Annotated in this window: 19 protein-coding genes and 1 pseudogene; 3 read left to right on the top strand and 17 right to left on the bottom strand. The window is 60.3% G+C overall.

Annotated features, from left to right (window positions below):
- Nucleotides 1-244 precede the first annotated feature (244 nt).
- The 4 genes and pseudogenes from PDMSB3_RS34805 to PDMSB3_RS34790 form a co-directional block, all read right to left on the bottom strand.
- On the bottom strand, nucleotides 245-778 hold the full coding sequence (locus PDMSB3_RS34805) for a GNAT family N-acetyltransferase (RefSeq protein WP_165189468.1): 534 nt from the start codon (nucleotides 776-778) through the stop codon (nucleotides 245-247).
- A 241-nt stretch (nucleotides 779-1,019) separates the two neighbouring features.
- On the bottom strand, nucleotides 1,020-1,529 hold the full coding sequence (locus tag PDMSB3_RS34800) for a GNAT family N-acetyltransferase (protein WP_007178451.1): 510 nt from the start codon (nucleotides 1,527-1,529) through the stop codon (nucleotides 1,020-1,022).
- 230 nt (nucleotides 1,530-1,759) lie between these two features.
- Nucleotides 1,760-2,386 (bottom strand): hypothetical protein, encoded by a 627-nt coding sequence (locus PDMSB3_RS34795; protein WP_165189465.1) that lies wholly within the window; start codon nucleotides 2,384-2,386, stop codon nucleotides 1,760-1,762.
- A gap of 244 nt (nucleotides 2,387-2,630) precedes the next feature.
- Nucleotides 2,631-2,954 (bottom strand): annotated as a pseudogene (locus tag PDMSB3_RS34790) (GNAT family N-acetyltransferase); the annotation flags it as partial.
- A 440-nt stretch (nucleotides 2,955-3,394) separates the two neighbouring features.
- On the opposite strand from PDMSB3_RS34790, the gene PDMSB3_RS34785 reads away from it, so the two are divergent.
- Nucleotides 3,395-5,074 (top strand): ABC-F family ATP-binding cassette domain-containing protein, encoded by a 1,680-nt coding sequence (locus PDMSB3_RS34785; protein ID WP_165189459.1) that lies wholly within the window; start codon nucleotides 3,395-3,397, stop codon nucleotides 5,072-5,074.
- A gap of 82 nt (nucleotides 5,075-5,156) precedes the next feature.
- On the opposite strand, the gene PDMSB3_RS34780 is transcribed toward PDMSB3_RS34785, so the two are convergent.
- From PDMSB3_RS34780 to adh, 10 genes are all read right to left on the bottom strand, one after another.
- Entirely contained in the window at nucleotides 5,157-5,438 is a 282-nt protein-coding gene (locus tag PDMSB3_RS34780; protein ID WP_007178447.1) for a hypothetical protein, read from the bottom strand.
- A gap of 96 nt (nucleotides 5,439-5,534) precedes the next feature.
- A complete protein-coding gene (locus PDMSB3_RS34775) occupies nucleotides 5,535-6,092 on the bottom strand; it encodes a GGDEF domain-containing protein (protein WP_007178446.1) in 558 nt (185 codons plus the stop codon).
- 61 nt (nucleotides 6,093-6,153) lie between these two features.
- Nucleotides 6,154-6,630 (bottom strand): arsenic resistance N-acetyltransferase ArsN2, encoded by a 477-nt coding sequence (arsN2, locus tag PDMSB3_RS34770; protein ID WP_007178445.1) that lies wholly within the window; start codon nucleotides 6,628-6,630, stop codon nucleotides 6,154-6,156.
- A 10-nt stretch (nucleotides 6,631-6,640) separates the two neighbouring features.
- Entirely contained in the window at nucleotides 6,641-7,903 is a 1,263-nt protein-coding gene (locus PDMSB3_RS34765; RefSeq protein ID WP_165189456.1) for an MFS transporter, read from the bottom strand.
- Nucleotides 7,872-8,636 carry an arsenical resistance protein ArsH gene (gene arsH, locus PDMSB3_RS34760; RefSeq protein WP_007178443.1) on the bottom strand — a complete coding sequence of 255 codons (765 nt, stop codon included), beginning with the start codon at nucleotides 8,634-8,636 and terminating at the stop codon, nucleotides 7,872-7,874. The genes PDMSB3_RS34765 and arsH overlap by 32 nt, the downstream gene beginning before the upstream one ends.
- Entirely contained in the window at nucleotides 8,636-9,058 is a 423-nt protein-coding gene (gene arsC, locus PDMSB3_RS34755) for an arsenate reductase (glutaredoxin) (RefSeq protein ID WP_007178442.1), read from the bottom strand. Before arsC ends, arsH begins: the two co-directional genes overlap by 1 nt.
- Entirely contained in the window at nucleotides 9,055-10,140 is a 1,086-nt protein-coding gene (gene arsB, locus PDMSB3_RS34750) for an ACR3 family arsenite efflux transporter (protein ID WP_165189453.1), read from the bottom strand. Before arsB ends, arsC begins: the two co-directional genes overlap by 4 nt.
- Before the next feature lie 81 nt (nucleotides 10,141-10,221).
- Nucleotides 10,222-10,677 carry an ArsI/CadI family heavy metal resistance metalloenzyme gene (locus PDMSB3_RS34740; RefSeq protein ID WP_165189450.1) on the bottom strand — a complete coding sequence of 152 codons (456 nt, stop codon included), beginning with the start codon at nucleotides 10,675-10,677 and terminating at the stop codon, nucleotides 10,222-10,224.
- Nucleotides 10,674-11,006, bottom strand: a complete 333-nt coding sequence (locus PDMSB3_RS34735; RefSeq protein WP_007178439.1) for an ArsR/SmtB family transcription factor — start codon at nucleotides 11,004-11,006, stop codon at nucleotides 10,674-10,676. The genes PDMSB3_RS34740 and PDMSB3_RS34735 overlap by 4 nt, the downstream gene beginning before the upstream one ends.
- Nucleotides 11,007-11,150: 144 nt before the next feature.
- Nucleotides 11,151-12,671: an aldehyde dehydrogenase gene (adh, locus tag PDMSB3_RS34730; protein WP_165189447.1), complete on the bottom strand. Its 1,521-nt coding sequence runs from the start codon at nucleotides 12,669-12,671 to the stop codon at nucleotides 11,151-11,153.
- Nucleotides 12,672-13,113: 442 nt separating this feature from the next.
- On the opposite strand from adh, the gene PDMSB3_RS34725 reads away from it, so the two are divergent.
- Both PDMSB3_RS34725 and PDMSB3_RS34720 read left to right on the top strand, forming a co-directional pair.
- Nucleotides 13,114-14,841: a methanol/ethanol family PQQ-dependent dehydrogenase gene (locus PDMSB3_RS34725; RefSeq protein WP_007178437.1), complete on the top strand. Its 1,728-nt coding sequence runs from the start codon at nucleotides 13,114-13,116 to the stop codon at nucleotides 14,839-14,841.
- A 90-nt stretch (nucleotides 14,842-14,931) separates the two neighbouring features.
- Nucleotides 14,932-16,164: a c-type cytochrome gene (locus PDMSB3_RS34720; protein WP_007178436.1), complete on the top strand. Its 1,233-nt coding sequence runs from the start codon at nucleotides 14,932-14,934 to the stop codon at nucleotides 16,162-16,164.
- 199 nt (nucleotides 16,165-16,363) lie between these two features.
- On the opposite strand, the gene pqqD is transcribed toward PDMSB3_RS34720, so the two are convergent.
- The 3 genes from pqqD to PDMSB3_RS34705 all read right to left on the bottom strand — a co-directional run bounded on the left by pqqD (nucleotide 16,364) and on the right by PDMSB3_RS34705 (nucleotide 19,090).
- Nucleotides 16,364-16,645, bottom strand: a complete 282-nt coding sequence (gene pqqD / locus PDMSB3_RS34715; RefSeq protein WP_035517439.1) for a pyrroloquinoline quinone biosynthesis peptide chaperone PqqD — start codon at nucleotides 16,643-16,645, stop codon at nucleotides 16,364-16,366.
- Between the two features lie 125 nt (nucleotides 16,646-16,770).
- Nucleotides 16,771-16,845, bottom strand: coding sequence for a pyrroloquinoline quinone precursor peptide PqqA (gene pqqA, locus PDMSB3_RS34710; protein WP_007178434.1), 75 nt, complete (start codon nucleotides 16,843-16,845; stop codon nucleotides 16,771-16,773).
- 271 nt (nucleotides 16,846-17,116) lie between these two features.
- Complete coding sequence (locus tag PDMSB3_RS34705; RefSeq protein WP_165189444.1) at nucleotides 17,117-19,090, bottom strand: sigma-54-dependent Fis family transcriptional regulator; 1,974 nt, start codon at nucleotides 19,088-19,090, stop codon at nucleotides 17,117-17,119.
- Between the last annotated feature and the right edge of the window lie 13 nt (nucleotides 19,091-19,103).

Raw genomic sequence — 19,103 nt, 5'->3', positions numbered from 1 at the left:
TCGTCGGCCTGAGCCGACAATCGCATGTTGATGTCGGCGTACCCGCTCACTCCAGCACTGCGGTCTTCGAGAGCGGCAATCGTGAACGGCTGCTGTGATATCGGCGAATGCGTACTTTCGGCCCGGAAGGAACCGTCAACTCTATCGATAGCGAACGGTCGCCGCCCCGACAACGGCTCGGCTCGTTGATCCCGCGTACGGACCTACTATGTCGCATCGATGTCGCGTTCAACTCAAATAGTGCTCATGCACGGGATGCCTCATCCTGTCCATCGGCGGCCATATCCGCAGCAGCCTGAATTCGCTTTCCCATCTCGAATGCACGAATTTCGTAGCCAAGCTCCCCGTACAAATCGACCGCCTGTTCGTTAAAGGCCCAAACGGCCAGCCTGACGTCGGTGGCACCGCGTTTCCGCGCCCACTCTTCTGCGAGTTTCATTAGTGTGCTGCCGATTCCGCATCCCCGCAGTTGTTCGGAAACAGCGACCGAGCCGATGCGGCCAACGGCCATCGGCTGCAATAACGGGCTTATCGGCTGCACCACCTGAACGGTGATAAAGCCGATCGCCTTGCTACCAAGCTCGGCAAGAAACGTAGCTCGATCTTCTTCCTGAAGGCTGGAGAGCCAGTGCGGTTTGTCCCGAGCCATCACAGTTGTGGCATCGGCATAGATATCGGGGCGTGCCAAGTGGTGAATCGCGTTCAAGATTTGACCCAGCTCGCAAATTTTTAAAATGTCGTCGATAGTTGCGCGGCGATAGCTTATCGAGTCGGTCATCTTCAGCTCTTGATGGTGGAGCGATAAAAAAAGGCGCCTTAAGCGCCTTGGTCGTTTGCACATGGAATGGACCGTGAGGTCGAATTCCTTGCTATGGACGTAACGAACCACGGCGCAACGGACAGCGACCGTGATGATGGTGGTGAGCCTTGCTCGGGACGTTACGAAGTTCCATGCTGTCAATATTGACACAAAAACAATTTCTGCGTGAGCACATCATTTTTTTGAGTGGTGGCTGTGTTTAACCCGCCATATCGGCCAGCAACGCCCATCGCTCGTGGTCTCGCCATTTGCCATTTATGCGGAGATAGCTTGGCGAAAGGCCTTCCTGTCTAAAACCCAACCGACGCACAAGTGCAATCGATGCTGTATTTCCTGGTTGAATGTTTGCCTCCAGCCGATGCAATCCAAGTTCGCTGAAGGCATAGCCAACAGCCGCCCGCAGTGCCTCGGTCATCAACCCGGACCGGGCGAAGTTCACCATCCCGTAATACCCGAGATATGCACTCTGGAAAGCGCCTGCGACTATCTCGCTAATATTTACTACGCCGACGATTCTATTCGTTGCTACGTCACGCGCAACGAGACTGACGTTCGGTCCGGTGAGTCCACGCGCAAACCAGTTATCGAATCCCGTTTGATCGGTAAATGATGTGACCCAAGGCAAATGGTAGTCCTGACTTGCCAAGTTCGCGGCGATCAACTCGGCGGCGTCGACGCGGATCACGCGGCGTATCTGAATGACACTCATGAGGCTCCATCTGATAAACGGATGCGGGCCTGGATTGTCGCCGATTCGGCAGCGCCGGATCAAGGTCCGGTTGGCCGAGCTCTGCTTTATTCAAAAAGCATGAGTTTCCCGGATTTCGCGGGAATCGCAGTGGACTGGGCACGACCCGGAGCGGTCCTTCAATGTCCTTGATAGCGGCCCTTCATCCGTCTCGTGATGCTCCACGCGGGCCACCGCTGTTGTCCCTGCGGCTAGTTATCGGCCGCTTTTCTGCTCGTTCTGTGAACAGAACAAACTTTCTCCACATCAAGTGACGGCGTCACGCGGTAAGCAATTATCTCCGTGTTGGCTTCTCCTTCGTCCCAGAGAACGGCGTAAGAGCGGCTTCGCCACGTTTCGAAGTAGACGAACGATCTGCCGCAGTACCCGGCTTCTTGAGATAAATCATCGAGAATCGAGTTGCTCATCAAGCGGTAGCCATCGGCAGCGCGGGTGAGATAGGTATCGCGTACGCAAGAGGCCGTTCCCACACGCCGCGAGATTCTGACGATAGGCTGGGATCTGCCGGGTATCGCTATTTCTGTCGAATAACCCGTCGTATCGGCGTATTGAGTCAGCTCAGTTCGGATGGCGTCGGCCGAAGCCGGTGCAGCTTGTTCCCAGTACCGAGCAGCCCGGGTCTGGTCTCCTGTGCAGTTGTCGAAACATAATTCTTGCGAGCCTAGGTTCGAGATATCGACATGCGGATGCTGCCGTTGTAACCGGGACAATTGTTTTTCGAAGTGCGCGCATGGTGTTTGTGCTTCGACTGCGGAGGGGTAAATGCTGAGGCACGCCAGGCAAGCTGCAAGAATAAGGGCAATCGGGTGTTTACGCATTTGCGGAACAATTCCTTTGAACGTCCAGTTTCGTCGCTTCAACCTGCCTCTGGTTTGCGACTTAATCTCGCTCGAACAGCCCTATGATCCAGGCGCAAAGGTGCGCCGGCGGCCGATCGCCACGAGTTCTGCCGATTATCGTGATCGCGTCGATTGTCGACGGTCTTGCAACTGCTGTCGACTGTCCCCTTGTGGCCGCTGCGGGACTCATGCGTCTTGCATCGGAACGTCCGCAGGCGGCCAATCAGTTCGGATGGCGCACGTAGTAGATGTCCCATTCTGCTTCGTCAGTCTGTATGAAGCCATGCCGCTGGTAAAAGCGATTCGAATCACTGCCGCGCAAGGCACCAAGGCGGACTGGCATGCGCTGCGCGTCGGCACGCTTAAGGACATCGCGCAAAACGGCTGCGCCAATGCGTCTGCCCTGGTGCTCGGGCAGGATATATAGATGGTCGAGAAGCCAATGATCTTGCTGCGGGCGGACCAAGATAAAGCCTGCCTGAATACCATCGACCTCGATAAAGCAGCACAGAGCGGGATCAAATGATGCCAAAAACCGCTCGCGAGCGCAGCATTGGCCCGGTCGTTTGACGATGCTTCGGCAAGACATCCTCCAACGCGGATCCAGAGCCACCTAGTTAGTGGCCGACAGCAATCAATCCCTCCGGGTTCGAAATCAGTCGAAATTGTCAGCGATCTTCGGGTTCGTACCGAACGGCCGAAAGTGGCCGGGAGCACGCATTCCCCCCGCCAACCGCAAAACCGCCGCTGATCAGTCCAACGTCCGCTCCAGAAAGCGCTCGCTGAGCTGATGCTACCGGCCAGGAACCGTCACTCGCCGTCTGTTCGCCGACCCCGCACGGGAACGCCCGGTGCGCCAGTGCCCGCCTCGCTTCCTGGCCTGCGGCCCCGCAAAGCGAAAGCCATTCTTCACCCGCGCGGCCAGAAAAGAGGCAGCTCTGTACGTCCGGTCGGCTATCATGCCTATCTTCTCCGAAGTAGCCCCTTATGATTTCCATCCGTAATGTCACGCTGCGCCGTGGCGTCAATGTCGTACTCGACCGCGCCTCCGTCACCTTCACCCCCGGCGAAAAGATTGGCCTCGTCGGCCGCAATGGCGCCGGCAAATCGTCCTTCTTCGGCCTTCTCAACGGCACGCTGCACGAAGACGGCGGCGAGTTCTCGATTCCCGCTGCATGGAAGATGGGCCAGGTCGCGCAGGAGATGCCGGAGACCGAGCAGAGTGCGACCGACTTCGTCATCGAGGGTGACACCGTACTGCTGGCCGCGCAGGCGGAAGTAGCCGCCGCTGAGGCCAGCGACGACGGCATGCGCATGGCGCACGCCTACATGGCCCTGCATGACGCCGGTGCGCATGATGCCCCCGCGCGTGCCCAGGCGCTGATCCTGGGCCTTGGCTTCAGTGCAGCGCAGCTTAGCCAGCCGGTCAACAGTTTCTCCGGCGGCTGGCGCATGCGACTGCAGCTGGCGCGCGCGCTCATGTGCCCATCCGACTTGCTGTTGCTCGACGAGCCGACCAATCACCTCGACCTCGACGCGCTGGTCTGGCTGGAAGCGTGGCTTAAGCGCTATCAAGGAACCTTGGTAGTGATCAGCCACGACCGCGAATTTCTCGACGCGGTAACGCAGGTGACGGTACACGTCGACAACGCCAAACTCGTGCGTTACGGCGGCAACTACAGCAAGTTCGAAGAGATGCGCGCTGAGCAACTGGTGTTGCAACAAGCCGCGATGGCAAGGCAAGCGGACAAGATCGCCCACCTGCAGAAATTCATCGACCGTTTCAAGGCCAAGGCCTCGAAGGCGAAGCAGGCGCAGAGCCGGGTCAAGGCGCTCGAACGCATGGAGAAGATCGCACCAGTGCTTGCCGACGCGGAGTTCACCTTCGAGTTCAAGGAGCCGCTCAATGTCCCGAACCCGCTGTTGTCGATGCTGGACGCGAGCTTCGGCTACCCGGCGCCGACCGACGCGCCGCCGGGCACGCCGCCGACGGTCATCGTGCGGGGCATCAACCGGTCCGTGCTGGCCGGGCAGCGCATCGGCATTCTCGGTGCCAACGGCCAGGGCAAGTCCACTTTGGTGAAAACAGTGGCGCACGAGCTGGCGCCGATTACCGGCGAAATCAGCGAAGGCAAAGGCCTGAACATCGGCTACTTCGCGCAGCAGGAACTCGACGTGCTGCGTCCTCTCGACACGCCGCTGGAACACATGATCCGCCTTGCCAGGGACACGCCGGCGCACATGCGTGCGCCCGGCCAGAGTGGCACCGAACAATCGCTTCGCACCTTCCTCGGCACCTTCAGTTTCAGCGGCGACATGGTCCATCAGGCAGTCGGCACGATGAGCGGCGGCGAAAAGGCGCGGCTCGTGTTGTGCATGATCGTGTGGCAGCGCCCCAACCTCCTGCTGCTCGACGAGCCGACCAACCACCTCGACCTGGCCACTCGCGAAGCGCTAGGCATGGCACTCAATGAATTCGAGGGCACAGTGCTGCTGGTCAGTCACGACCGGTCCCTCCTGCGCGCGGTATGTGACGAGTTCTGGCTCGTCACCAAGGGTGGCGTCGAGCCCTTCGACGGCGATCTGGACGATTACCAGGAGTTCCTGCGCGACGAAGCCCGTCGCATGCGCGAGCAGGCTGCGGGGGAGCAGAAGGTCATCGCCTGAGCTAACTATTGCCCCTTCCAGTTTGGAAGCCACCAGGGCGCTTGCATCGAGTCGAAGGGGGACTTAGGCCGAACGCGAGCCCCTATCCGCCGATGCCTCCGAGATCCTCGCCAGTAAGCTCGACCCGCTCACCGGTGGACGGAACCGCCTTGCGCTCCGCCGCTGCCGAAAGTCTTGGTTTGCCAAGCTGGAAAGCGAGCAACAATTGCTTGGGGCTGTCGTTTGCGGCCCCGAGGTATTGGCAAACCACGTCAGATTTAAGCTCGTAGCCGCAGTATCCCCACCCGAAGCCGTACGCGGAGAACCACAGTGCTGACTCGTCGGCGAGGACCGGAGTCGTAAGCTGTACGTGTGCGTGTTCCATACCGTTCACCCTTTGGACTGGTGGCTAGCGAATCTGATTGTCGCATGGCAATCATGTCAGGCGTGTCAGGTGATCGATCCGGAATCCGCCGTGACACTAAGCACGGCTTGAATGGTCAATCGCCTGTCCATAGCGCGCCGACACGATGCGATATTGTTCTTTGCCGGTGTACATGCGTTCGTCCGCAACGGCATGTAACTGAATCTGGGTCAATCCGTCGTCGGGATAGACTGACGCACCGATGCTCGCGCTGGCATGGTACGGGCCGTCCGCGAGCATGATCGGAGCGTCGAGCGATTTGCGCAGCGCATCGCCCACGGCCTCGGCATCAGGCAGGTTACTGACACCGTCCAGGATCACGGTGAACTCGTCCCCACCGGTGCGCGCAAGCGTATCAATGCCGCGCAAGACGCTACGGAACCGTTCGCTGACCGCCTTCAACACGTTGTCCCCGGCCTGATGACCTAGCGTGTCGTTCACCAGCTTGAAGCGGTTCAGGTCAATCACCAGAAAGCCGAATCCAGAGCCGTCGCGGGAAGCTCGGGCGACGGCCTGGTCGAAGCGTTCCGCATAGAGGCGGCGGTTCGGCAGACCTGTGAGTTCGTCGTGAGCGGCGAGATGTGTAGCTTGCGTCACCCGCTCTTCCAGCAGCACGAGAACGACAAATGAAACGAGTTGTTGGAATTGTCCAACTATCGGATTCCGGCGGCGGAAATCAGGTTGATATTGGTCGGGCTGTGGATGGGGAACATGCCGGCAGGAGCCGCTTTCTCATGCAAGTGGCCGACGACGGACACAGAACCGCGAACTGCCTGCAAGACCGCATTTCGTCTGGCACCTCGTCGCGATGTACATGCTCATAGCCGGCTCGTTCAAACATATGTTCCGCAGTCGTTGTCAGCAACCAGACTTCGTGTTGGCGGAGTGAGCGCGCGCTAGCTTCGAGTCGCGCGACCAGTTCTCTCGCGATGCCTCTACCGCGCAGTTCCGACGTGACGGCGAGCGATCGCAAGAGCACGCTTGAACCGAGTTGCTCGAGTCCACCGCTACCGACAATCGTTCCGTTTGCATCTTCGGCAACCAGGAATCCTTCGATGAGTCCGCTCGAAACATCCTCTACCGGTAAACCATTCGCGTCCAGGAGCTTCCGGATCTCGCCCAGGTCGGCGGCTTCTGCTTTTCTTATTTGCATGGCTGCATGCTCACTCGAAATTGACTTGATGCTCGCCGAGCGTCTTCCCGGAAGCAAGGCGAATGGCGAGGATAAACGCAACAGCCGAAACGAGCGACACCGCCAGCACGGTCCATTCGACAGGGACATAGTTGTTGCCTGCCGTCCAGATCGCCGCAGCCGAAATCGGCGCGATGCCTTTGGCAATGTTTGACGGCATCGAAAGCATTCCGCTCACGGCTCCATAACCCTCGGTCCACATCACGTCCTGCACGATCGTCCCGCGCAGGATTGTCATCATGCCGTTTGCGCCGCCATAGACGACGGCGAACAGGATCAACATTGCCGGCGACGTGCCCGCACACATGAGAACAGGAACCGACGCCGGAAACGCCGTTGTAATCACCACGCCGACAATCGACGGACGAAGATTGCGGCCGAGCGTGAACCACAGCACGCGCGCGAATACCTGCGCCGGCCCGATCACGGCCATCGTCGTCAGGATCAGCGCCGGCGACACCCGCCGTTCCGCCATGAGCGGTACCAGGTGGAAGGTTAGCGCCGCAAATGTCGCGTAGTAGGCCGTGAAGCACACGGCAAGTGCCCAGAACGTCGGCGTCCGTAGCGCGCGCCTGGTTGCTTCCGCATGGGTCGCCTTCAGCGCGGTTTTGTAATCCAGATCGTCTCTACGCGGCGCATCGCGACCAATCGCGAAGACATGGATAGGTACGCAGATCGCCAGATTGAACCCGGCGAGCGCGAGGAGCGCACCTCGCCATTGGAGCCAGTCGACGAGAATCTGAGTTAGCGGGATAAAGACGGTGCTGGCGAAACCCGCCACCAGCGTGATCAACGTGATCTTTGTGCGAAAGCTGCCTGGATAGTCTCGCGTGATCACCGCGAAAACCGGATCGTAGAGCGTCGCGGCCATCGCGGCACCGAGGCCGATCCAGACGATGAACAGCGTCACGAGGCTATGCGCCTGAGACCACAGCGCCAGCATTGCCGCGGCCAACACGGTCCCGCATACCATGACGCGCCGGCCATGACCGTGATCGATCCAGGTTCCGACCGGATAAGCCGCCAGCCCGGAAATCAGAAGGCCAACAGAGAGGGCCGCGTTGGTCGCGGTCCGGCTCCATCCCATCGTTCCTTCCATCGGAACGACGAACAGCGAAAACGCGTAATAGATCGAGCCCCAGGAGACGAGCTGCGCAACCGCGAGCGCCCATGTTGCGACAGTGCCGCGACCGCCGTGTCCGTCACTCCGTTTCGCTGTCGTCAGTGTCTGCATTGACGGTCACCGCGTTCTGGTTCATGGCGGCGGCCGCCAGTGTCGTTGCTAGCGCCGGGTGCGCTTCCTTGCGCTCACTGTAGCGATCGGTCAGGTAGTCCGAGCGGTCACGCACCAGCAACGTGAACTTGTATAGCTCCTCCATCACGTCGACGACACGATCGTAGTAAGCCGATGGTTTCATGCGCCCGTGTGCGTCGAACTCCTGCCAGGCCTTCGCCACCGAAGACTGATTCGGGATGGTCACCATACGCATCCACCGGCCGAGAATGCGCAGCGCGTTCACCGCGTTGAACGATTGCGATCCGCCGCACACCTGCATCACCGCGAGCGTGCGGCCCTGCGTCGGGCGAACGCCGCCGCTTTCGAGCGGCAGCCAGTCGATCTGGTTCTTGAATACCGCCGTCAGGGTTCCGTGACGTTCGGGGCTGCACCATACTTGCCCTTCGGACCATGCCGAGAGCTCGCGCAGTTCGACCACCTTCGGATGGTCGGCAGGCACGCTATCCACCAGCGGCAGGCCGTGCGGATCGAATACCCGTGTTTGTGCGCCGAAATGGCGAAGGATGCGTTCGGCTTCGAGCGTGAGAAGCCGGCTGTATGAGGTGGCGCGCAACGAGCCAAACAGCAGGAGGATTCGCGGCGCGTGTTGCGAAACCGCGCGCGGTTCGAGTTTCTGCAGATCAGGTGTCTCGAGGTGCGCAGCGCTGACGTTCGGCATGTCCTGCGTCATCAGAGAAGCCTCCGTCCTTTGCTATCGACTACCTGCTCGCCGTCCTCTTTGCTGAATGAACCCTTCTGCCCGGTAGGGAGTATGTCGAGCACGACCTCGGAAGGCCGGCACAGGCGCACGCCAAGCGGCGTGACGACAAACGGGCGGTTAATGAGGATCGGATGTTCCATCATCGCATCGAGCAACGCCCCATCGCTCAAGGACGTATCGTTCAGCCCAAGCTCGGCGTAAGGCGTGCCCTTTTCGCGCAGCACAGCGCGTACCGTCAGGCCGGCGCGAGAGATCAGGCCTATCAATGTTTCCCGGTCGGGCGGGGTCTTCAGATACTCGATGATTTCAGGTTCGATGCCCGCGTTGCGGATCATTGCCAGCGTGTTGCGCGACGTGCCGCACTCGGGGTTGTGATAGATCGTAACGCTCATAGCGGTTTCTCCTTGGTGCTGTGTTTGGCTTCGTACCAGTGCTGCGAGCGGTTGACAACGCCAACGACAAACAGCATCACCGGCACTTCGATCAGCACACCGACCACCGTGGCGAGAGCTGCCCCGGAATGGAACCCGAACAGACTGATTGCCGTGGCGACCGCCAGCTCGAAGAAGTTGCTGGCACCGATCAGACTGGACGGCCCCGCGACACAGTGGGCGACGCCGAGCTTGCGATTCAGCAGGTAGGCAAGGCCCGAATTGAAAAACACCTGTATCAGGATTGGCACCGCGAGCATGGCGATAACAAGCGGCTCTTCGACAATCGCCTGGCCCTGAAAAGCAAACAGCAGTACGAGTGTCGCGAGCAGTGCGCTGATCGAATACGGACCCAGCCGTGCGACCGTCTGGCGGAAATGTGCGTCGCCCTTGGCGAGCAGATGCCGACGTAACAACTGGGCAAGAATGACGGGAATGACGATGTACAGCCCAACCGAAATGATCAGCGTGGCCCACGGCACCGTGATGGCCGACAGACCGAGCAGGAGCGCGACGAGCGGTGCGAAGGCCACGATCATGATGGAGTCGTTGAGCGCCACTTGCGATAGCGTGAAGTAGGGATCGCCCTTGCAGAGTTGCGACCACACAAACACCATTGCCGTGCAGGGGGCGGCGGCCAGCAGGATCAGGCCGGCGATGTAGCTGTCGAGCTGGTCGGCGGGAAGCCACCGCGCAAACACGTGACGGATGAAGATCCCGCCTAGCAACGCCATCGAGAACGGTTTGACGAACCAGTTCACGAACAGCGTGACGCCGATGCCGCGCCATTGGCTCCCGACCTGGGTCATCGCCGAAAAGTCGATCTTGACCAGCATCGGGATGATCATCACCCAGATCAGCACCCCGACCGGAAGATTGACGTGCGCCACTTCCATGCGGCCGATTGCCTGGAAGAGCTGGGGAAGCAGCTGTCCGGCCAGAATGCCGCCGACGATGCAGAGGACAACCCACACCGTCAGGTAACGCTCGAAAAACCCGATCGCGCCTGGCGTGGCGCCGTTCGCTGTATCAGTGCTGCTCATTTGATCCCTCTGCGCGTTTCTCACCGATTGCGTGTATTTCGCGCTGAATCGCATTGCGATCAAGCACATGCAGCGACAGGTTCACGGGCGGCTCCCGAGCTTGACGGTAGTGTCGACCGGCACGCAGCATGCGGCAGAGGGTTGCGATTGCTCGCGCGAGTGGCCGTAGACCGGCGCGGCTTCAAGGGTTCTGAACGTTTCCCATGCAACGCCTTGCGGATCTGTCGTCCACGCCTTGTCCGACCGTGCATAGCAGCACGTCGTGCCCGTCTGGGCCTGCACCGGCAGTTCGGCAGCGGTAAAGCGCGCATTCATTTCGACCAGTTCCGCGTCGGTTTCGACCTGAATGCCGAGGTGGTCCACGCCCGGCTTCGCCCCGCGTTGTGAAATCGCAAAGTTGACGGCCGGGTTTGTCAGCTCCCACTTGCAGTAGTCGCTTTTGATGACGGTGGGCTCCGCGTTGCCGAACATCGCGCGATAGAACCGGATGCTTTCGCCCAGATTCTCAACCGACACATGGATGTGCATGCGTTTCATGGTTTATCTCCGCAACAGTTTGGGAGATCGCTCGCGGCACAGGCCGCGCCGGCGCAGCAGTTCTCCGTGAGGAAGCCGATCACGCCTGTCATGGCGTCGAAGTTCGCGGTGTAGAAGATGAAACGCCCCTCTTGCCGCGGCTTCACCAGATCTGCATGTGAAAGATCTTTCAGATGGAACGAGAGGCTGGAAGGGGAAAGCCCAAGGTTCTGGGCGATTTCACCGGCAGCCATGCCATCGGGGCCAGCCACGACTAGCAGGCGGAAGATCGCAAGGCGCGACTCGTGGGCGAGCGCGCTCAGGGCGCGTACAACGAGGTTTGAGTCCATGCCTGAACATTAACCCATTCGTTTTTATATTTCAAGTATTGTTGAAATGAAGGGGCTGTTGAGGCAGTGAGACTCGATATGCGAACGGACAATCAATGGTCACCGATCTGGAGCGGATCTCACACCGCTCCAGATCTTCATGCGTTAGAAAAAGCCCAACGGCTGTTCGCTATAGCTGACGAGAAGATTCTTGGTCTGCTGATAATGGTCGAGCATCATCTTGTGATTCTCGCGGCCAATGCCAGACTGTTTGTAGCCGCCGAATGCGGCATGCGCCGGATAGGCATGATAGCAATTGGTCCACACGCGGCCTGCCTGAATCTGCCGGCCGAAGCGATATGCGCGCGTACCGTCGCGCGTCCATACGCCGGCACCGAGGCCGTAGAGCGTATCGTTGGCGATTTCGAGTGCCTCTTCTTCGTTCCTGAATGTCGTGACGGAGACGACCGGTCCGAAGATCTCTTCCTGGAAGATGCGCATCTTGTTGTTGCCGCGAAATACGGTCGGCTTCACGTAATAGCCTTTGCTCAACTCACCGCCAAGCGTACTGCGTTCGCCACCAATCAGACATTCGGCGCCTTCCTGTTTGCCGAGATCCACATATGAGAGGATTTTTTCGAGTTGTTCCTGCGAAGCCTGTGCGCCGATCATCGTTCTGGGGTCGAGTGGATGTCCTTGCGCAATCGCCGCGACGCGCTTTAGTGCGCGTTCCATGAAGCGGTCATAAATCTTTTCATCGATCAATACGCGCGACGGACAGGTACACACCTCGCCCTGATTCAGCGCAAACATCGCGAAGCCTTCGAGTGCCTTGTCGAAGTAGCCATCGTCCTGATCGACCACGTCGGCGAAGAAAATGTTCGGGCTCTTGCCGCCGAGTTCGAGCGTGACGGGAATGATGTTCTGGCTTGCGTACTGCATGATCAGGCGCCCGGTCGTGGTTTCGCCGGTAAATGCGATCTTGGCGATACGCTTGCTCGACGCGAGCGGCTTGCCGGCTTCGAGGCCGAAGCCATTGACCACATTCAACACACCCGGCGGCAGCAAGTCCTGAATCAGTTCGATCAGCACGAGGATCGACGCCGGTGTTTGCTCGGCAGGCTTGAGCACGATGCAGTTTCCCGCAGCCAACGCCGGCGCGACTTTCCACACCGCCATCAGGATCGGGAAGTTCCACGGAATGATCTGGCCAACCACACCAAGTGGTTCATGAAAGTGATAGGCCACGGTATCCGCGTCGATCTCGGAGAGCGTTCCCTCTTGCGCGCGAATGCAACCGGCGAAATAGCGGAAGTGGTCGATCGCGAGTGGAATGTCAGCGGCGAGTGTTTCGCGGATCGGCTTGCCGTTGTCGATCGATTCGGCAAACGCGATGCGCGAGAGGTTCTGCTCCATGCGGTCCGCAATCCGGTTCAGAATATTCGCGCGCAGAGCAGGCGCGGTATCGGCCCAGGCTTTGCGGGCGCGGTGAGCCGCATCCAGAGCGAGTTCGATATCTTCTTCTGTTGAACGCGGAATCGAAGTGAAGGGTTCGCCGGTGATCGGCGACACGTTGTCGAAGTATTCGCCGCGTACTGGAGGAACCCACTCGCCGCCTATGAAATTGCTGTATTGCCGCGCATACGGAAATTCGACATCGAGAAACTGCATGTCTGCGTGATTCATGTGTGACCCCTCCAACGATTGTCTGAATGGTGACTGGGAAACCCTGCTTTGACGTGACGTGACGTGATGTGACGTGTGCGCGTCGGCGGCGGCTCTCCATCCTGCGGAGCATTCAGCGAGAAGCGTGCCATTGGCCCCGAGCGTGCGAAATGCATGGAGACGTGCGCGGTTCATACGCGCGCCGTTTGCTTCATCGGCCGGGCAACTGTCATTTTTAGCAACACATGAGCGCTCGAATGCGTCACGGTGCAACACCGCTGTCACGCGTCAAGGGCCGCTCCTTCGCGCGATCGCATCGCACGGTCATCGACCATCGTGGCCCGAGGCGGCGTTGCCGCCAATGGCACGCGACTTGCCTTGAATGGCCCCGCAGCCAGGCTGCGTTCACTAGACGAAGGCGCCGCCGCACGGCCGCGCGTCGACAACTCAACAGGAGACAAGAATGAAAGCACGTTTAGCTTCGGCGACGCGGCCCACGGCGCTTGCAATGAGCGTGGCCGTTGCCGTCAGTCTGGTACTCGGATCGGCCGCAGCCGCCGACGACTACCCAGCCGTCACCTATGAGCGTTTGACCGCTGCGCAGAGCGACCCCGGCTGGCTCACGTACTACCGCACGTACAACGGCCAGGCGCATTCGCCGCTCAAGCAGATCGACACCGCGAACGTGAAGAACCTCAAACAGGTCTGGAGCTACAAGTTTCCCGCTGATCTGCAGCAGGGTTTCGAAGCCACGCCGATCGTCAACGGACGTTACCTCTTCGTGACCACGCCGAAGGACAACGTCTATGCATTCGACGCGTCAACCGGCAAGCAGTTGTGGAAGTTCGAACCCAAGCTAGGTGCGGAATCGTTCAAGACGGCATGTTGCGACGTGATCAATCGCGGTGTGGCACTGTACGGTAAGAATGTCTACGTCGCGATGCTGAGTGGCGACGTCGTCGCGCTCGACGCGCAGACGGGCGCGCTCGCCTGGCGTAAGCAGATGTTCGAGCCGGGCGTCGGCTATGCGTTCTCGCTGGCGCCGCTCGCGCTCGACGGCGCACTGGTGGTGGGTAGCGCAGGCGGCGAATACGGCGCGCGCGGCTTTATAGCGGCATTGAATCCAGACGACGGCAATGTGCTATGGAAGCGCTTTACGGTGCCCGCGGCCGGCGAGAAAGGCGGAGATACGTGGCCGAACGGCATGCAGGAACACGGCGGCGCGCCGGCCTGGCTGACGGGCACTTACGACGCCGCATCGAAGACCCTTTACTGGGGCGTGGGCAACCCTGGCCCGTGGCTTGCCGATCTGCGTCCGGGTGACAACCTCTACTCGGATTCGCTACTCGCACTCGATCCGAAAACCGGCGATCTCAAATGGCACTACCAGTACACGAAACATGACACATGGGACTACGACGGCGTGAATACGCCGGTGCTCGCGACGATCAAGTATGAGGACAAGGAGTACGACGCCATCATTCACGCGGACCGCAACGGCTTCTTCCACGCAATCGACCGTGGCACCGGCAAACTGATCTATGCAAAGCCGTTCGTGACGGCGACTTCGGTGACCGGCTATACGGCGGATGGCGTGCCGATTCAGGATGCGTCGAAGTACCCGAAGGCCGGCACGACGATCGAAACCTGCCCGAGCTTCCTCGGCGGTAAAAACTGGTGGTCGGTTTCATACGACCCGGACAAGCACATCGCGGTCGTTCCGGCTTTGCACGCATGCATGTCGCTGTCAGGCAAATCGGTGAACTACATGGAAGGCTTGCCGTATCTCGGCGAGGGCTTCGAAATCAAACCGGAACCCGGCAGCAAGGGTTATGGCGAACTGCAGGCGATCAATGTCGACACGGGCAAGAAAGTCTGGAGCCACTGGAGCAAGCTGCCGTGGAACGGTGGCGTAGCGACCACGGCCGGTGGTCTTGCCTTTAGCGGCTCGCTCGACGGCCACCTGTACGCATTCGATGAAACGACCGGCAAGGTGTTGTGGCAGAGCCCGAAGCTGGCAAGCGGGATCGTCGCTCAACCTTCGGTGTTCGAGGTCGACGGCAAGGAGTATGTCGCCATTCTCGCGGGCTACGGCGGCGCGAATCCGATCTGGGGCGGCCCGATGGCGAAGGCGGCGGAGAAGGTTCCACGCGGCGGCACGTTGTACGTGTTTGCGCTCAACCACGGCTGATATCCACGCGGCTGTCACGACAACCTGGCTACGCCCGCGCGGGTGCAGCCATCCGGTCGTGACGGTCCGGCCTTTTCTGGAAACAGGATCATGAAGACTCGACTCAATGGGTTCGCTATCGCCGGCGTCCTGCTGGCCACCGCCGCACTTGCACCGGGACTCGCCAGCGCAGGTGTGCGCGTGTGCACGTTTCCCGGCAGCCCTTCGACCGCGCTCGACGAAGCGGTCACACGCGAAGCGTTTCGCACGGCCGGGATCGCGCTGTCACTCGCTCCTGGCGGATTCGACAGTGGTGACGACGACGGCGTTTCGCTGAAGGAACTCAACGCGGCGCTGGCGCGAAAATGCGATGTGATCGCCGGCTTTCCGCGTTCGACGGTTGCAGATGGCTCCGGCAGCAAACTGACTTTCTCGCGCGGCTATCTGCGCTCCGGCTATGTCAGCATCACCACGCGTGAATCGTCCACGCCCTCTGCCGGGAACGACGTGGTTGCTGCAACTTATGCGAGCCCTGCGCAACTGATTGCCGTGCAGCAGCCGAACGTCAGGCTCGATCTGGAGAACACTGCGGAACTGACGGTCGATGCCGTGGCGAGCGGGCATGCGCAACGCGCGATCGTCTGGTATCCGGCGGTCGTGGCCTATACGATCAAACATCCCGAGAGTCACTTCCGGATTGTCAATGCCGCCTCGCCGTATGCCGACTGGCAACTGGTGTTCGCGTTCGGGAAGAACGGAGCGGCATTGCAGCCGCGGATCGACGCCGCGCTTGAAAAGATGGCAGCGGACGGGCGCCTGGTGGCGTTGTCCCGCCACTGGATTCTCCCGGAAGCGGCTCAGGCCGGCAGTTCATCCGCGCCCGCATTTGCCTATCGCGATGGCCCCGGCCGTGGCAGTGCGACGTGGCGCATGACATTGGCATCCGGACACGCTTCGCAGCCGGGTCGCTTCATCAAGGTCGATGCGAGCACAGCCGCCGACGCGCCGGGCTTTGACCGCACTCAGGTCGCGCACGGCAAAACGCTGTACTCGAGTTCGTGTGCGAAATGCCACGGTCCCGATCTGCAGGGTCTCAATGCGCCGGCGTTGCGCGGACCGGCTTTTGCGCCGGCGGCCAATGCAAAGCTGACCATCGGCGGGGTATATGGATACATGGCGAACAATATGCCGGCCGACCGCCCGGGCAAGATGAAACCGCAGGAGTATGCGGACATCATGGCTTTCCTGCTGTATTCCAACGGCTATAGCGCGAGCAGCATCAAACTGACCGACGATAACGCCAAGGCATCCACGACGCCGCTCAACGCGCGCACGCCGCAATAGCCCCGGCATCTTCCTTCATCTAGTTGGCCGCGATGAAACACGACGGCCCGGCAATCCCCAGTCATTCACAGGAAGCGCCGGGTCGTATCGGTTGAAGTCGACGAGGTTCTAGCAGAATGCGCAGCGGTAAGTGAGCTTCGACATCTGCCTCGGCCGCGCCGACGGGCGCTTGCCAGAATCGCCGGCCGCAGCAGTCACGTCAATCCAGCCAGCCGCGTTGCCGCGCATGGTCGATGAAACGGTACACGTCGGCGGCGAGATCGGACGCGCTGAACAGATCTTCCAGTTCACCGATGATGTCGTCCAGTTCGCGTGTCCCGTCGCAGCGCGTGAGAATTTCTCCCGCGCTCGGATTAAGCTTGACCATGCCTTCGGGATACAGCAGCACGTACGCATCCTGAACGTCTTCCCACTGCAGGCGGAACATCGTGCGCAGACATGGCCGAAGACTGGCGTCGTAGTCGTGGTGCGGGGCATTCATACGGGAGGCCTTTTCGATCGCGTCGGGTGTTCTGAACTGGCTGAGCGTGACTTCGAGTCCCGTGCGCCAGGCGCCGTCACGCGCACTCATATACGGCGAGAGGCGTGCGGCGTTTTATCGTTGCTTCAGCGATTGGCGATATACATCGTGATTTCAAAACCGAAACGCAGGTCGGAATAAGCGGGGGTGGTCCATTGCATGACTGTCTCCTTGAGTACGACATTTGATTGAGGAACCGCGTGAGTCAAGCGGTCGAGCTGATTAATGCAAAGTCTGTGCCGGGTGCATAAAAGCATACTTCGAAGACATTCGGGTTTAGCTAAATGATTAGCATCACGAATAGACATGAAATAAAAGGGGAGAGCGGGCGCTCCACTAAGTTCCGTATTCCGCGCTCGCGCAGAGCGCGGAACACCTGTTCAATTCAGCCACAGCACTGTTGCAATTTGGAGCACTTGTGACATCTGCGAGTCAGGCCGCGTCTTCCGTGTCGCTCAAGCCATGCGACGGCAGCTTTCTATAGATCGTGTTGCGCGAGATGCCGAGCGCGCGGGCGGCGGCTGACACGTTGCCGCCATGCTGCGCAACGGCTTGAGCAATGACGCTCGCGGCAACGTCTTCGAGACGCCCGCTTGGCAGCGGCAGCGTGTCGGCGTTGCCCGCGCACGCCGCTGTGGTGGTGCGCAAGCCGTCGAAAAAGTCATCGGGCAAATGCTCGCGGCGAATCTGGCCGTCCGCGTCGACCATCGCAGCAGCCGTGCGCAGGAGATTGCCGAGTTGCCTGAAGTTGCCCGGCCACGCGCACTGCTCGAACAGCGTCATCACGTCCGGGGCGACGCTCAGGCGCTGCCCTTCAGCGTTTTCGGAAGACGCGCATTGCAGCATCTTGTGGATGACGGCGGACAGATCCGTGCGCTCGCGCAGCGGCGGCAGTTTCACCACCATGCCATTCAGGCGGTAGTACAGATCCTCGCGAAACCGGTTCTGGGCGATCATTTCGCGCAGGTCGCGATGGGTCGCGCAGATGATCGCGATATCGACCGGTATCGATTTCGACGAGCCAAGCGGATTGACCAGGCGTTCCTGCAGCACGCGCAGCAGCCGCACCTGCAACGGATAAGGCATGTCGCCGATTTCGTCGAGAAACAGCGTGCCGCCATTGGCTTGCAGCAGCTTGCCGCTGGCACCTTTGCGCCGCGCGCCGGTGAACGCGCCTTCCTCGTAGCCGAACAACTCGGATTCGATCAGCGATTCCGGTATCGACGCGCAATTGACCGCGACAAACGCGCCGGAGCGTCGCGGTGAGTCGTTATGAATCGCTTGCGCGAGGAGTTCCTTACCGGTGCCGGTCTCGCCGGTGATCAGGATCGGAATGTCCTTGCCGATTACTTTGCGGACTCTGCCGATGACTGCCGCGATCTGCGGGTCGCCCGTATCGAGATAGCTGAGCTTCGACAACGCACTCGCGGCTGGTGCCGGCGGTTCCATGCGGTGTGCCGTGCGTGGATCGCGGCGTTCCTGTGACGGCCAGCTTTCATCGGCGCGCGCGGCACGCCGGAATTCGACGTGCGCACAGACCACCGACCCATTGTGCAGGTTCAGCGATAAATGCCGGGCCTGGCTGACTCGCAACCGGTCGATCAGTTGCGCGCTGGTGAGGCCGAATAACGACGGCAGCGTATGCGCGCGCAGGCCGGCGAGCGGCATGCCCAGCTGGAATTGCGCACTGCGATTGGCGGACAGGAAACGACCGTCGCAGGTGAACGCGACGATGCCTTCCATCAGCGTGCCGAGAAATTCAGGGCGGCCGTGAAAGGCGATTTGCAAGGTCTCGCGAAAGGTGTTGGTAAACAGATGATTCTCGATCATCTGCACCGACATTTTCGCCAGCGCCATGGTGTGCTGGTGATAGCTGCGATAGTCGCCGGTGACGTCGAGCACGCCGATCAGATCGCCGTACGGATCGAGGATCGGCACACTGGAGCAGGTCAGAAAGCGATTGGCCGCCAGATAGTGCTGCTCGCCATGAACAGCGGTGGGGGAGCGCTCCGCCAGCGCCGTGCCGATTGCGTTCGTGCCCTGGCGGTCCTCGGCCCAGTTCGCGCCCGGACGCAGCGCGACTTTCTCGGCCCGCCGCAGAAAGTCATCGTCGCCGATCGAATGAAGGACCAGGCCTTCGGCGTCGGTCAGCACGATCATGCTGTGCGTGTTGACGATTTGCTCATGCAGCGTTTCCATGACCGGCGTGGCATGCGCGCACAGCACACGGCTTTGTTCCAGCTTCAACGAGAGTTCGGCGGCGGGCAATACGTCATAGTCCGGCCGCATTGAAGCGCTCAAGCCGAATGTCTCGGAGCGCTCATGGGATTTCTGAATCGACGGTGTGAGCCAGCCAGGCTCACGTACTGCCATTGGCGTTACGGCGTGACAGACCTCATCGCGCATTGTCTCCTCCTGA

The sequence above is a fragment of the Paraburkholderia dioscoreae genome (assembly GCF_902459535.1).
GTDB lineage: Bacteria > Pseudomonadota > Gammaproteobacteria > Burkholderiales > Burkholderiaceae > Paraburkholderia > Paraburkholderia dioscoreae.
Note: the sequence above shows the minus strand (reverse complement) of the source record. Positions and strands in the feature narration are given on the sequence as shown.

Excerpts from the sequence above, each read along its gene's own strand:
- PDMSB3_RS34805 (WP_165189468.1), bottom strand. The coding sequence starts at position 778 with ATGACCGACTCGATAAGCTATCGCCGCGCAACTATCGACGACATTTTA.
- PDMSB3_RS34800 (WP_007178451.1), bottom strand. The coding sequence starts at position 1,529 with ATGAGTGTCATTCAGATACGCCGCGTGATCCGCGTCGACGCCGCCGAG.
- PDMSB3_RS34795 (WP_165189465.1), bottom strand. The coding sequence starts at position 2,386 with ATGCGTAAACACCCGATTGCCCTTATTCTTGCAGCTTGCCTGGCGTGC.
- PDMSB3_RS34785 (WP_165189459.1), top strand. The coding sequence starts at position 3,395 with ATGATTTCCATCCGTAATGTCACGCTGCGCCGTGGCGTCAATGTCGTA.
- PDMSB3_RS34780 (WP_007178447.1), bottom strand. The coding sequence starts at position 5,438 with ATGGAACACGCACACGTACAGCTTACGACTCCGGTCCTCGCCGACGAG.
- arsN2 (WP_007178445.1), bottom strand. The coding sequence starts at position 6,630 with ATGCAAATAAGAAAAGCAGAAGCCGCCGACCTGGGCGAGATCCGGAAG.
- PDMSB3_RS34765 (WP_165189456.1), bottom strand. The coding sequence starts at position 7,903 with ATGCAGACACTGACGACAGCGAAACGGAGTGACGGACACGGCGGTCGC.
- arsH (WP_007178443.1), bottom strand. The coding sequence starts at position 8,636 with ATGACGCAGGACATGCCGAACGTCAGCGCTGCGCACCTCGAGACACCT.
- arsC (WP_007178442.1), bottom strand. The coding sequence starts at position 9,058 with ATGAGCGTTACGATCTATCACAACCCCGAGTGCGGCACGTCGCGCAAC.
- arsB (WP_165189453.1), bottom strand. The coding sequence starts at position 10,140 with ATGAGCAGCACTGATACAGCGAACGGCGCCACGCCAGGCGCGATCGGG.
- PDMSB3_RS34740 (WP_165189450.1), bottom strand. The coding sequence starts at position 10,677 with ATGAAACGCATGCACATCCATGTGTCGGTTGAGAATCTGGGCGAAAGC.
- PDMSB3_RS34735 (WP_007178439.1), bottom strand. The coding sequence starts at position 11,006 with ATGGACTCAAACCTCGTTGTACGCGCCCTGAGCGCGCTCGCCCACGAG.
- adh (WP_165189447.1), bottom strand. The coding sequence starts at position 12,671 with ATGAATCACGCAGACATGCAGTTTCTCGATGTCGAATTTCCGTATGCG.
- PDMSB3_RS34725 (WP_007178437.1), top strand. The coding sequence starts at position 13,114 with ATGAAAGCACGTTTAGCTTCGGCGACGCGGCCCACGGCGCTTGCAATG.
- PDMSB3_RS34720 (WP_007178436.1), top strand. The coding sequence starts at position 14,932 with ATGAAGACTCGACTCAATGGGTTCGCTATCGCCGGCGTCCTGCTGGCC.
- pqqD (WP_035517439.1), bottom strand. The coding sequence starts at position 16,645 with ATGAATGCCCCGCACCACGACTACGACGCCAGTCTTCGGCCATGTCTG.
- PDMSB3_RS34705 (WP_165189444.1), bottom strand. The coding sequence starts at position 19,090 with ATGCGCGATGAGGTCTGTCACGCCGTAACGCCAATGGCAGTACGTGAG.